Origin of the sequence: Pseudomonas sp. A1230 (assembly GCF_044218825.1) — a bacterium.
In the GTDB taxonomy this organism is placed as follows: domain Bacteria; phylum Pseudomonadota; class Gammaproteobacteria; order Pseudomonadales; family Pseudomonadaceae; genus Aquipseudomonas; species Aquipseudomonas iridis.
This window is the reverse complement of sequence record NZ_CP162582.1, coordinates 2,819,942-2,832,239: the sequence shown is the minus strand read 5'-3', so window position 1 is coordinate 2,832,239 and position 12,298 is coordinate 2,819,942. Positions and strand designations below refer to the sequence as shown.

At 59.5% G+C, this 12,298-nt stretch carries 11 protein-coding genes; 6 read left to right on the top strand and 5 right to left on the bottom strand.

Translation table 11 applies throughout. The annotated features are described in order from the left end of the window. Window positions 1-102 precede the first annotated feature (102 nt). Window positions 103-2,463, top strand: a complete 2,361-nt coding sequence (locus AB4P97_RS13340) for a DNA polymerase II (protein WP_200611913.1) — start codon at window positions 103-105, stop codon at window positions 2,461-2,463. Here AB4P97_RS13340 and AB4P97_RS13335 read toward each other — a convergent pair. The 3 genes from AB4P97_RS13335 to AB4P97_RS13325 form a co-directional block, all read right to left on the bottom strand. Beyond that, on the bottom strand, window positions 2,428-2,898 hold the full coding sequence (locus AB4P97_RS13335; protein ID WP_395602806.1) for a DUF1810 domain-containing protein: 471 nt from the start codon (window positions 2,896-2,898) through the stop codon (window positions 2,428-2,430). The genes AB4P97_RS13340 and AB4P97_RS13335 overlap by 36 nt on opposite strands. Before the next feature lie 24 nt (window positions 2,899-2,922). Next, entirely contained in the window at window positions 2,923-3,744 is an 822-nt protein-coding gene (locus tag AB4P97_RS13330; RefSeq protein ID WP_047300682.1) for an aldo/keto reductase, read from the bottom strand. 191 nt (window positions 3,745-3,935) lie between these two features. Beyond that, window positions 3,936-5,084, bottom strand: a complete 1,149-nt coding sequence (locus AB4P97_RS13325; protein ID WP_210703217.1) for an aldose epimerase family protein — start codon at window positions 5,082-5,084, stop codon at window positions 3,936-3,938. Window positions 5,085-5,423: 339 nt separating this feature from the next. On the opposite strand from AB4P97_RS13325, the gene AB4P97_RS13320 reads away from it, so the two are divergent. The 4 genes from AB4P97_RS13320 to AB4P97_RS13305 all read left to right on the top strand — a co-directional run bounded on the left by AB4P97_RS13320 (window position 5,424) and on the right by AB4P97_RS13305 (window position 9,741). Further along, the gene (locus AB4P97_RS13320; protein WP_047300684.1) at window positions 5,424-6,173 is read left to right on the top strand and encodes a hypothetical protein; all 750 of its coding nucleotides are present in this window, start codon (window positions 5,424-5,426) and stop codon (window positions 6,171-6,173) included. A gap of 211 nt (window positions 6,174-6,384) precedes the next feature. Further along, window positions 6,385-7,599, top strand: a complete 1,215-nt coding sequence (locus AB4P97_RS13315; RefSeq protein ID WP_395602805.1) for an MFS transporter — start codon at window positions 6,385-6,387, stop codon at window positions 7,597-7,599. Window positions 7,600-8,619: 1,020 nt separating this feature from the next. Then, window positions 8,620-9,405 carry a sulfite exporter TauE/SafE family protein gene (locus AB4P97_RS13310; protein ID WP_042560052.1) on the top strand — a complete coding sequence of 262 codons (786 nt, stop codon included), beginning with the start codon at window positions 8,620-8,622 and terminating at the stop codon, window positions 9,403-9,405. Between the two features lie 9 nt (window positions 9,406-9,414). Then, window positions 9,415-9,741 (top strand): hypothetical protein, encoded by a 327-nt coding sequence (locus AB4P97_RS13305; RefSeq protein WP_395598390.1) that lies wholly within the window; start codon window positions 9,415-9,417, stop codon window positions 9,739-9,741. Window positions 9,742-9,775: 34 nt separating this feature from the next. On the opposite strand, the gene AB4P97_RS13300 is transcribed toward AB4P97_RS13305, so the two are convergent. Continuing rightward, window positions 9,776-10,246, bottom strand: a complete 471-nt coding sequence (locus tag AB4P97_RS13300) for a GNAT family N-acetyltransferase (protein ID WP_042560050.1) — start codon at window positions 10,244-10,246, stop codon at window positions 9,776-9,778. A gap of 206 nt (window positions 10,247-10,452) precedes the next feature. Here AB4P97_RS13300 and AB4P97_RS13295 point away from each other — a divergent pair, with 206 nt between their 5' ends. Then, window positions 10,453-11,022: a DUF4174 domain-containing protein gene (locus AB4P97_RS13295; protein WP_047300688.1), complete on the top strand. Its 570-nt coding sequence runs from the start codon at window positions 10,453-10,455 to the stop codon at window positions 11,020-11,022. 98 nt (window positions 11,023-11,120) lie between these two features. Here the strand turns inward: AB4P97_RS13295 and ampC are convergent, their stop codons facing one another. Further along, a complete protein-coding gene (ampC, locus tag AB4P97_RS13290; RefSeq protein WP_395602804.1) occupies window positions 11,121-12,287 on the bottom strand; it encodes a class C beta-lactamase in 1,167 nt (388 codons plus the stop codon). Between the last annotated feature and the right edge of the window lie 11 nt (window positions 12,288-12,298).

Here is a 12,298-nt window from a genome sequence, read left to right as displayed (position 1 = left end):
CTCTGACAGGTGTCGCACCGTTGCCAGCCATGCTTTGCGCGCCACCCAATGGTCGAATGCCGCGTAGAATGCCCCTCTGTTTCAATTTCTGAGGTCGCAGTGGTGGATTTACAGCAGGGCTTCGTCCTGACCCGGCATTGGCGCGATACCCCCGCCGGCACCGAAGTCGAGTTCTGGCTGGCGACCGACGCCGGGCCGCGCCGTGTGCGTTTGCCGCATCAGCCGTCGGTGGCGTTTATACCTGCCGAGCAGCGTGAAGCGGCCGAACGTCTGCTGCACGACGAAAAAAACGTCGAACTGCGACCTTTGGCCCTGCTGGATTTCGAACATCGTCCGGTGCTGGGCCTGTATTGCCAGCAACACGGCCAGTTGATGCGCCTGGAAACCGCGCTCACCCGCGCCGGCGTCGATGTCTTCGAGGCTGATGTCCGCCCGCCCGAGCGTTACCTGATGGAGCGTTTCATCACCGCCCCGGTGTTGTTCAGTGGCACACCCGATGCCAACGGCATATTGCTCAACGCCCAACTGAAGCCCGACCCCAACTACCGGCCGAAGCTGCGTCTGGTCTCGCTGGACATTGAAACCACCGAAAACGGCGAGTTGTACTCCATCGCGCTGGAAGGCTGCGGCGAGCGTCAGGTCTATATGCTCGGCACGGCGAATGGCGATGACAGCATCGTCGACTTCGACCTTGAATATTGCGATTCACGCACGGTCATCCTGAAGAAGCTCAACGACTGGTTCGCGCTGCACGACCCTGACGCAATCATCGGCTGGAACGTTGTGCAGTTCGATCTGCGCATCCTCCACGAACACGCGCGACGCCTCGGCGTGCCGCTGAAAATCGGTCGTGGCGGTGAGGAGATGCAGTGGCGAGAACACGGCAGCCGCAATCATTACTTCGCCTCGGCGGCGGGGCGGTTGATCATCGACGGCATCGAATCCCTGCGTTCGGCGACGTGGAGCTTTCCCTCGTTCAGCCTGGAAAACGTCGCCCAGACCCTGCTCGGTGAAGGCAAGGCCATCGACAATCCGTACCAGCGCATGGACGAGATCAACCGCATGTTCGCCGAGGACAAACCGGCGCTGGCCAAGTACAACCTCAAGGACTGTGAGCTGGTCACGCGGATCTTTGCCAAGACTGAACTGCTGACATTTTTGCTTGAGCGCGCCAGCGTCACCGGCCTGCCGGCGGATCGCAGCGGTGGTTCGGTGGCGGCGTTCACGCACCTGTATATGCCGCTGATGCACCGCCAAGGGTTTGTCGCGCCGAACCTCGGGACCAATCCGCCGCAGGCCAGCCCCGGCGGGTTTGTCATGGATTCGCAACCGGGCCTCTACGAATCGGTGCTGGTGCTCGACTACAAGAGCCTTTATCCGTCGATCATCCGCACTTTCCTGATTGATCCGGTAGGGCTGATCGAAGGCTTGCAGCACCCGGACGACGTTGATTCAGTCGCGGGTTTTCGGGGCGCACGGTTTTCGCGCACCCGGCATTGCCTGCCGTCGATTGTGTCGCGGGTCGCCGAGGGGCGCGAGACCGCCAAACGCGAGCACAACGCGCCGCTGTCGCAAGCCTTGAAAATCATCATGAATGCCTTCTACGGCGTGCTCGGCTCCAGCGGTTGCCGCTTCTTCGATACGCGGCTGGCCTCATCGATCACGCTGCGCGGACACGAAATCATGCTGCGCACACGCAAGCTGATCGAAGAGCAGGGGCATGCGGTGATCTACGGCGACACCGATTCGACCTTTGTCTGGCTGCGTCGCGCCCATGGTCAGGAGGAGGCGGCGACGATCGGCCATACGCTGGTCAAGCACGTCAACGACTGGTGGCGCGAGCATGTGCGCGAAGAGTACGGGCTGGAAAGTGCGCTCGAATTGCAGTTTGAAATTCACTACAAACGCTTCCTGATGCCGACCATTCGCGGCGCAGAGGAGGGCAGCAAGAAGCGCTATGCCGGTCTGGTAACGCGCGCTGATGGCACAGATGAGATGGTCTATAAAGGCCTGGAAACCGTGCGCACCGATTGGTCGCTCCTGGCCCGGCAGTTCCAGCAGGAACTGTATGAGCGAATCTTCCAGCGCAAGCCGTATCAGGATTACGTGCGTGATTACGTGCGCAAAACCCTCGCCGGGGAATTCGATGATCGGCTGGTCTACCGCAAGCGTCTGCGTCGCACCCTCGATGATTACGAGCGCAACGTGCCGCCCCATGTGCGCGCCGCGCGGCTGGCCGACGAATACAACTCGCAGCACGGCCGTCCACGGCAATACCAGAATGGCGGCTGGATCAGCTACGTCATCACCCTGGCCGGGCCGGAACCGCTGGAAGTGCGACGTTCAACCATCGATTACGACCACTACATCACCCGGCAGCTGCAACCGGTGGCGGACGCGATCCTGCCCTTCGTCGACGATGATTTCTCAACACTGATCGGGGGGCAGTTGGGCCTCTTTTGAGTCCAGCAGTTGCAGCGTCCATTCGTCGGGGATGCCGTGGAAGTAGCGCTCGAGGGCCTGATTGAACAGGCTTTCGCCAGCGGTAAACTGGCTGAACAGTGTCATCGAGGAGTGAAATTTCAAGTCATCGGGATGCCCGAAAATCTCTGCAATCGAACGCTGCTCGATATTCAGCACGAGCTGCGTGCAGGTGCGCAGTCGTGCGCCGAGCAATGGGTGATCGAGGTAGGCCTGGGTTTCTGCGGCTGACCCGATGGCAAAGCGTCGGGACATTTCACTGCCGCCAAGCCCTGCGAACTGCGGGAAGACAAACCACATCCAGTGGCTGCGTTTGCGACCCGCTTCGAGTTCACGCAGGACCCGGTCAAATACCGGGTCCTGCGCCTGGACGAATCGTTGCAGGTCAAACGGGTCGTGATGATCAGTGCTTCTCATACGGAACCTCGGCCAGTCGTCAGCTCAGACCATGGCCAACCGCTGCTTGCGTTGTGGCGCTTGAAACACCTGGTCCAGCGCCGCCAGATCCCCGGCCTCCAGTTGCAGCTGCGCTGCTTGTGCATTGAGTTGCACGTGTTCCGGCCGCACAGCCTTGGGAATCGCAATGACGCCATCCTGACGCAGAATCCACGCCAGCGACACCTGCGCCGGAGTGACGCCGTGACGAGCGGCAATCTGTTTCAGCACCGGGTTGGCCAGCATCGCGCCGCCCTGACCGATCGGACAGTAAGCCATCAGCGGCAGGCGCTGTTGCTGGCACCACGGCAGCAGGTCGAATTCGACGCCACGCTCTTCAAGGTTGTAGAGCACCTGATTGGTCGCGCAGGCAGGAGACGCCAATTCTTCGAGGTCATCGACGTCGAAATTCGACACACCCCAGCGACCAATCTTGCCCTCTTCGCGCAGGCGTTCGAAAGCCTCGACGGTTTCATCCAGCGGGTACTGGCCGCGCCAATGCAGCAGATAGAGGTCGATGTAATCGGTATCCAGCCGACGCAGACTGCGTTCGCAAGCTTGCGGTATGCCTTTGCGGCTGGCGTTGTGCGGGTAGACCTTGCTGACCAGAAACACCTGATCACGCAGGCCGGCGATAGCTTCGCCGACAACACTTTCGGCGCCGCCCTCGGCGTACATTTCGGCGCTGTCGATCAGGGTCATGCCCAGTTCGATGCCGCTGCGCAAGGCGGCAACTTCGCGCTTGTGGGCCGAACGATCTTCGCCCATACGCCAGGTGCCCTGGCCAATCACCGGAACCTGCACGCCAGCCAATTCGAGGGTACGCATTCAAACCTCCTGCCTGAAAGGGTCGATACCTTAGTGGGCAGCAGGATAGCGCAGGGGTTCCATGCGCTTCATAAAGCAACAGATCGCAGCCTGCGGCCGCTCCTACAGGTGGGGTTGGATTCACCGCCATTCAAACGGTGTATCCAAACAACTGGAGCTGCCGCAGGCTGCGATCTGTTGATCTTCAGCTTCTACTTCGCAGAAAACTTCAACACCACGCTATGCGCGTAAGCCTGGCCCGGATCCAGCCGTGTGCTGGGGAAGTTCGGCTGATTCGGTGAGTCAGGATAGTGCTGGGTCTCGAGGGTAAACGCGCCCCAGTGCGGGTAGACCTTGCCACCCTTGCCCTTGACCGTGCCATCGAGGAAGTTGCTGGTGTAGAACTGCACGCCCGGTTCGCTGGTGAACAGCTGTAGATGCCGGCCGGACTGCGGGTCACTGACTTCGACGGCCAGTTTGCTCGCATCACCTTTGGTATCCAGCGCCCAGTTGAAATCGAAGCCACCCTGTTTCGGTTCGGCAAACTTCAGTTGCGGATGATCCGCCTTGATGTGCGTGCCGATGGCGGTCGGTTTGCTGAAGTCCATCGGTGTGCCGGCCACTGGCGCCAGCTCTCCGGTGGGGATCAGTTTGCCGGTGACCGGCGTGTAATGGCTGGCATGCAAGGTCGCGACTTGCTTGAGGATGTCGCCATTACCGGCGCCGGCGAGGTTGAAGTAGCTGTGATTGGTCAGGTTCAGCACCGTCGGTTTATCGGTGCTGGCCTTGTAGTCGATGCGCAATTCGTTGTTGTCGGTGAGGCGATAAGTCACCTCGGTGGTGAGGTTGCCGGGGAAACCCATTTCACCGTCCACCGACAGATAGGTCAGGGTTACGCCGACTGAATCCTTGTCTTTGGTTTCCTGAGCTTTCCAGACCTTTTTATCGAAGCCCTGAGTACCGCCATGCAAGGCGTTGGACTTGTCATTCTGCGGCACTTGATAGCGTTTGCCGTCGAGTTCGAAAGCACCTTCTGCCAGACGATTGCCGAAGCGGCCAATGGTCGCGCCGAAGTACGCGGTGCCTTTCTGGTAGCCCTGCACATCGTCGAAGCCGAGCACGACGTCGTCGAACTTGCCGTTCTTGTCCGCCACTTGCAGCGATTGCAGGGTTGCGCCGTACGTGATGACCGTGGCTTGCATGCCATGGCTGTTGCGCAGGATGTATTGCTCGACGGGCGTGCCGTCATTGGTTTTGCCGAAGGCCTTGTGTTCGGCGCTCAGGCCGGCGGCGTTGGCAGAGAGGGTGGCGATCATCAGGGACAGTCCAAGGCCGGAGAGCAGGTGACGGGATTGAATCATGGTTGACCTTCCTTTTTGTTGTTGTTGTTTTCAGTAACCCCCCTGTAGGAGCTGCCGAAGGCTGCGATCTTTTGATCTTAAAAAAACAAGGTTAAAAGATCGCAGCCTGCGGCAGCTCCTACAGAGGCTGGGCAATAGTCATGCTATTTGGTATTCAGGTGAGAATTTATAGCGGATTAAACGTTTGTTGCAAAAATAAAGTCGGACTAAATGGATCGCTGTATCACGCCGAAGGTCGGGAAATACCGCCAGCACTGCACTTTTGCGCAATCAGCGGCTCTATCCATGGCCAGGATGCGGTGACTCCCGCCGCACAGGAATGTGCCTGTTCGAGAATTCATGCCGAGAGTGTTTAAGCTGATCAGCCGATTTGTCCGTCGCCCGTGCCTGTTGCTGGTGTGTTTGTCGTCGCTGTTGTTCAGCGGTTGTAGCCATCAGGACGGTAACGGTTTCATCAACCAGATCCGGGAAGGGCAGCCGCAGGAATTTCTGCAGACCAGCGTCGACCGGATGGCCACGCTGGCGATGCGTGACAACCTTGGCAGTCTTTATCGGTTGATGGGCAAGCTGTACCTGCGCAACCCGGACGAGTTGCGCAAGTCGGGTTTCCTCAACATTCACGCCGCCGTCAAACAGGTGCGACTGGCCATCGAGCAGCAACAACCATTGCCGGTGCTCGGCGGCAAAAAGGACCTCGCGGCGCTCAGCTATGCGATGAGCCCGGAGTTTCGTGGTGACCGCGTCGGCGCGTTCATTTATGCCATCGGCAGCATGCTGGTGACGGCCCATGGCAATCGAACCCAGTTCTACATGACGGACGCGATCAACCCGACGTTCGTGCATAACGCGGCGCGCAACATCGAAAAAGCCACGTGGATTCTGTCGCAGCGTCAGAACAAGGAAGGCCAGCCGCTGTTGTTTTCCAATGAGATCTCGGAGGAGGGCAGCAACCTGAGTTTTGCCGTGGAGTTCGGCAAAATCGTTGCGCGCCTGGATCTGCTGACGCAAATGCTTGATGAGCGCTACCGGCGGATCGGGCTCAATTACGCGCAGAGTTTGCTGTTCCTCAACTTCCTCCCGGTTCAATAAATCTGTGGATACGCTGCTGGCGCAATAAAGGAGCTGCCGCAGGCTGCGATCTTTTGATCTTGATCTTGAAAAACCAAAGTCAAAAGATCGCAGCCTTCGGTAGCTCCTACAGGGGGGGGATAGTGGTGTCAGCGGGATTGGGTTGATTGGTGGCTGGATAACTTGTATACAATCACTCGCTAATTTTGATCCAAATGGAGCTGCATCCGTCATGACCGACCCCGCAAGCGCCGATTTCAGCCGTGTCGACCGCGCGACCCGCGCCGACAAACTGCCCTATGCCGCGTTGCTGGCCTTCGCCATGACCGGGTTCATCGCCATCCTCACTGAAACCCTGCCGGCCGGATTGCTGCCGCAAATCAGTGCCGGGCTGAACGTCAGCGAAGTGCTCGCCGGGCAACTGGTGACGCTGTATGCGCTGGGTTCGATTGTTGCCGCGATTCCGCTGACCGTGGCCACCCGTGGCTGGCCACGGCGCCGGGTGCTGTTGATGACGGTTGGCGGGTTTGTGCTGTTCAACACCATCACCACGTTTTCCAGTCATTACGGCCTGACGCTGGCCTCGCGCTTTCTCGCCGGGATGGCGGCTGGGCTGTCGTGGGGAATCATGGCCGGTTACGCCCGCGGGATCGTGCCGGTGCATCAGCAGGGGCGAGCGCTGGCGATTGCCATGCTCGGCACACCGGTGGCGCTTTCCCTGGGAACACCGGCGGGGACGTGGCTGGGCCATCTGATCGGTTGGCGCGCCTCGTTCGGAATAATGTCGGCACTGGCGCTGGTGCTGGCGGCGTGGATTGTTGTGGCGGTGCCGGATCGCCCGGGGCAGGCCAGTGCCGAGCGTCTGCCGTTGATGCAGTCCCTGCACCTGCCGGGTGTGCGCCCGGTGTTGTTGGTGGTGCTGGCGTGGATGCTCGGGCACAACATTCTCTACACCTACATTTCACCGTTTTTGATGCAGGCCGGACTCGCCGGACGTGTCGATCTGGTGCTGCTGGTGTTTGGCGTGTGTTCGCTGGTGGGAATCTGGATCATCGGCATGCTGGTGGATCGCTGGTTGCGCTGGCTGACCCTGATCAGCCTCACGGTGTTTGCCGTGACAGCGCTGGTGCTGGCCCTGGCGAATCCGTCGCCATGGGTGATCTACGGCTGCATGGCGGTGTGGGGGTTGTCCTTCGGTGGTTCGGCGACGTTGTTGCTGACGGCAGCGGCGGATTCTGCCGGTGATCATGTCGATGTGGTGCAGGCAATGCTGACGACTTCCTGGAACGTGGCAATCGCCGGAGGCGGGCTGTTCGGTGGGTTGCTGCTGGATCGAGCGGGGGCGATGTCGTTTCCGTGGGCGCTGCTGATTCTGTCCCTGATCGCGCTGGCCACAGTGTGGATCAACAGCACACACAGCTTCAAACCGGGACGACGCCAACACTGATCTCCCCTGTAGGCGCTGCCGAAGGCTGCGATCTTTTGATCTTTCTTGTTGCGTTCGTCGTGGAGCACCTGAACGCCGGATTGGGATTGGGATTGGGATTGGGATTGGGATCGGGGGTATATCCGTTGCTGCGGGTGTTGCCGCTGGCGGTTTCGCTCTTACAGCGAGTCCCTTTTTCAAACGCCAAAAAGGAACCAAAAGGCTTTGCCCCGGCGTACGGCACTTCGCTGAGGCTCAGTGTTCCCTCGCTACGGTGTCCATCCGGGGGCATCGTCTACGGTTTGCTGCGCTGCACCTCCTCTCGATGAATGCGGCTTCGCCGCACGGCGCTGCGCGCCTGCCCCCCGGATGAACACCTACGCTCGGCCTGCCGAATGGGCAGAAGATCAAAAGCCAGATCAAGAGCCAAGGCCAGATCAAGAGCCCCTCACCCTAGCCCTCTCCCGGAGGGAGAGGGAACTGATCGAGGTGTTTGGCAGAGCTACGCCGACCTGAGATACCGAGTCGAACTCAGATTCTGAAAGCCTCACAAATCGGCTCCCTCTCCTCGGGGAGAGGGCTGGGGTGAGGGGTGAATCCAACATCGAACAAAAGCCGACCGCATCGCTCTTCCACCACTCAACACAATGAGCGTTAGCTCGAGTGCAACTCTTGATCTCAGAGCCCGTCGGCAGGCTGAGTGGAGGGATTCATCCGGGGAGGACATCGAAAGGAGGTGCAGCGAAGCAAACCGGAATCGATGCCCCGGATGGATCCCGGAGCGAAGGAACCCCGAGCCCCAGCGAGCGGGCCGAACGTCAGGGCAAAGCCTTTTGGGTTACTTTTTCGGCGTCTGGAAAAAGTGACCCGCCGTAAGGGCGGAACCCTACTCAGCCATCACCCAAAAAATGGATATACCCCAAACCCTCGGGCCTGAAAGTGGGATTGGGCATAACGATAGACCGCATCGATATATGTGGTTATAAGAAAAATCGCTATGCTGCGGACCAGATTTTTCTCGTCGTTTTTCTGGACGTCTTAATGGAATTGGCAAATTTCGGCCTGGTGATTGCCGGGCTGGTGGTGGGTTTTATTGTCGGCATGACCGGTGTCGGCGGTGGTTCGTTGATGACGCCGATCCTGCTGTGGTTCGGCATCAACCCGGCAACGGCGGTCGGCACCGACCTGCTGTACGCGGCCATTACCAAATCCAGTGGCGTCATCGTTCACAAGAAGAACAAGAATATCGATTGGGCCATCACCGGTTGGTTGACCCTCGGCAGCGTGCCGGCGGTGGTCATGACCTTGTGGTTTCTCAGCACGCTGCACACCGCGCCGGACGCGATGAACGCCATCATCAAACAAGCCTTGGGCTTTGTGTTGTTTGCCACGGCGTTGGCGATCTTCTTCAAGAAACGCTTGCTGGAATTCGCCCACAAACGCGCTGGCGGCAACTACAACCCGAGCGGTTCGCGGCTGAACGTGATGACGGTGATCACCGGCCTGATCCTTGGCACCATGGTCGCTCTGACCTCGATCGGCGCCGGCGCCCTCGGCACCGTGGCCTTGTTCATCCTCTATCCGCTGCTGCCGACCCGCCGCCTGGTCGGCACTGAAATCGCTCACGCCGTACCGCTGACCCTCGTCGCCGGCCTCGGCCATGCGAGCATGGGCAACATGGACTGGAGCGTGCTGGGCTTTTTGCTGATCGGTTCGTTGCCAGGCATCTGGCTTGGCAGCCACCTGACCGGCCGCATCTCCGACGAAGTGCTACGACCCTGCCTGGCGACGATGCTGGTATTGATCGGCTATAAACTGGCGTTTTGATCGACAACCATGAGCGAAACCACTGTGCACTGCGATGGCCGTATCGCCATCACTGTCGAACCTCGCGAGATGCGCATGAGCCATTGGCTGTATGCGCCGCTGGTGGTTGATCAGCAGCGTCAGCAGGTTTTGCTGGATCTGAGCGACAGCGTATGGGATTTGATCGGCACAGCGCAGGAGACGGTCAGTGGCATCGACTTGCTGCTGCGCAAATACCCTGGCGATCGCTCGTCGGTGACGGTGAGCATTGATCTGGACGGAGGGGTAATCAGAGTCGGCGAGCGCCTGATCGAATCCGCACATCTACTGGCGGCACTCGATTCGGCGCTGGACTGACGTCGCGCTAGATCCCCTCGCCACAGATATCTTCTTATGTTGGTTGCCGCGTGGTGTATTTCATGACGGTCACCGGTAAATTTTCGTAAACCATCTCCTCGACCACCTCCCAACCCAGCCGCGCATACAGCGACTGCGCTGCGTCGGTGTACAGGTAAAGTTCCGGCACATCCAACGCCTCAGCCTCTTCAACAATGCGCTTGACCAGTTGCGAAGCAATCCCGCGGCCACGTTCTTCAGCCTTCACATAAACCCCGGCCAGCCAAGGCGTGAGTTCGGGGCGGACCTTCATGTCGCTGTCGATCAACAGTGCGCCGCCCAGCAACCGGCCGTCTTCAATCGCAACCACGACACTGGGGATCGCACCTTTGCCGCACGCCGCACGCATGCGTTCGGTGCGGGCAGCAAGGGTGTCGTCGGGACGAAAGCTACCCCACTCCTTGAAGTTGAGTTCAGCCAGTTCTTCGATCAATTCAGGGTGATCGCACAGGTAATCAATGTGCACGGGGTGACCTCCATTTCGTGAGCAGAACAGCCACCCTAATGCGCTCTTGAACGGTAATCAAATTGGCGTGGCAATCGCGTTTGTGCAGTTGCGCAATGTCGGGCCTGACCTAAGCTTCTGGCAGGGCGACAGATATTTGCCGGATATGCCGGAACAATCGCCGCGATGCGCAATCATTAGAGCGTGGATATCAAAAGGAGATGCGCATGCTCATCAGGTCACTGACCCTGACACTCTTGCTGGCAGTTGCCGGCCCCCTGTTCGCCGCTGACAACGATTCGCCGATTGCCGCAGACATGGGCCGCGCCCGACCACTGATCGTGATCGCGCAAAGCACCGCCGACCCCGTGTGGCTGAACCTGAAAAAGTCGCTGGACGACCCGGCCAACAAAAAGGGCGTCGCCGATCGCAATATCAAGGTTTACACCATCCTCAGTATGTCGGGTCAGCTCGACGGCAAGGACATGGGCCAGCAAGACACCATGGCCCTGCTGCGCTCACTGAAGCTGGGCGCCGGGGCTTATCCGAAAGTGTTCCTGGTGGGCAAGGACGGCGAGACCAAACTCTCCGCCTCGGGGGATGACGCGAAGGCCATCGACCTGAAGAAAATCTTCGACACCATCGACGCCATGCCCATGGCCGAGAAAGAAGCGGCCGCCGCCGCAGCAGCCCAGGCCCCGGCCGCTGCCGAACCTGAACCGGCCAAAGGTGCGAAAGGCGCCAAGCCGAGCAAACCCGCCAAACCGACCAAGCCGCCAGAAATGCCGAATGATTGATGGCGGGATCTGAATCAAAAAAATGGGCGACCTCTATAGGTCGCCCATTTTTATTGCCTGCAAGAAGGGCGCTGCCGAAGGCTGCGATCTCTTGATCTTTAGTTGGTCAGCGCACTGAAAATCTCATGCGCAATCTTCACCCGTTCCGCATTCGGGTAGTTCTTGTTGGCCAGAATCACGATGCCAATATCCTTCGATGGCACGAACGCCACGTACGCGCCGAAACCGCCGGTTGCGCCGGTTTTGTTGTAAAGCACATTGGCCGGCTCAGGCTGTGGCGGGGTCAGCCATTTGACCTTGTGCGGCTCCATTGCCATCGGCGTCGAGTTGCCGGCCTGCAGCTTCTCCAGGCTGATCGGGTAGTGATAACGCTCCCAGCCCAGACCCTGCGTCATATCGCCGACGGTGTAGTGACCGGTGTGGGTCGCGGCGATGGCTTTTTGTAGCGGCTGTTCAAGGTTCGCAGGCTTGAGGTTGGCCTCGACGTAGCGCAGCAGATCCGCCGCACTGGTCTTGATGCCATAGGCTTCGGCATCCAGTGCGCCGGGGCTGACACGAACCGGTTTGTCGTTCTTGTCGTAACCCTGCGCGTAGAGCTTCGCTTCGGAGGCGGGCACTTCAATGAAGGTGTGCTTGAGGCCCAGCTTCGGCAGCAAGGTTTCAGTCATGGCCTGAGCAAAGGGTTGATCAAGGCTTTTTGCCGTCAGATAGCCGAACAGCCCGAGGCTGGGGTTCGAATACAGGCGATGGCTGCCCGGCGAATAGGCCGGTTTCCACTGCCGGTAATAGCCGAGCATCTTGTCCGTTGAGTCCGCATCAGCAGGAAACTGCAGCGGCAAACCGCCCGCGCTGTAGGTGCCTAGTTGCAGCACGCTGATGTTGTCGAAGGCGCTGCCTTTTAGCTCCGGCCACAGCGTGCTGGCCTTGGTCGACAGGTCCAGTTTGCCCGTGGCCTGCGCATAACCGCCCAATGTCGCGGTGAAGGTTTTGCTCACCGAGCCGACTTCGAACAGGGTGTTTTCGCTGACCTTCTGCCCGGTGTCCTTGGCGGCAACGCCGTAGTTAAAGTAATGCGGCTGGCCGTTGATGGTCAGTGCAACGGCCAGGCCGGCAATGTTCTGTTGCTGCATCACCGGTGTGACGGCGGCTTTGACCAGAGCTTGCAGTTGCTCATCGGTTTGCGGGGCGCCGAGGCAGGTTGCAGCGCCGAATAGTAGTCCGAACGCGCTACAGGAAAAGGCTTTGGTCAGGTTGATGGATGACATAAGTGAACCAC

Excerpts from the sequence above, each read along its gene's own strand:
- ampC (WP_395602804.1), bottom strand. The coding sequence starts at position 12,287 with ATGTCATCCATCAACCTGACCAAAGCCTTTTCCTGTAGCGCGTTCGGA.
- AB4P97_RS13330 (WP_047300682.1), bottom strand. The coding sequence starts at position 3,744 with ATGCGTACCCTCGAATTGGCTGGCGTGCAGGTTCCGGTGATTGGCCAG.
- AB4P97_RS13310 (WP_042560052.1), top strand. The coding sequence starts at position 8,620 with ATGGAATTGGCAAATTTCGGCCTGGTGATTGCCGGGCTGGTGGTGGGT.
- AB4P97_RS13325 (WP_210703217.1), bottom strand. The coding sequence starts at position 5,084 with ATGATTCAATCCCGTCACCTGCTCTCCGGCCTTGGACTGTCCCTGATG.
- AB4P97_RS13335 (WP_395602806.1), bottom strand. The coding sequence starts at position 2,898 with ATGAGAAGCACTGATCATCACGACCCGTTTGACCTGCAACGATTCGTC.
- AB4P97_RS13295 (WP_047300688.1), top strand. The coding sequence starts at position 10,453 with ATGCTCATCAGGTCACTGACCCTGACACTCTTGCTGGCAGTTGCCGGC.
- AB4P97_RS13320 (WP_047300684.1), top strand. The coding sequence starts at position 5,424 with ATGCCGAGAGTGTTTAAGCTGATCAGCCGATTTGTCCGTCGCCCGTGC.
- AB4P97_RS13305 (WP_395598390.1), top strand. The coding sequence starts at position 9,415 with ATGAGCGAAACCACTGTGCACTGCGATGGCCGTATCGCCATCACTGTC.
- AB4P97_RS13315 (WP_395602805.1), top strand. The coding sequence starts at position 6,385 with ATGACCGACCCCGCAAGCGCCGATTTCAGCCGTGTCGACCGCGCGACC.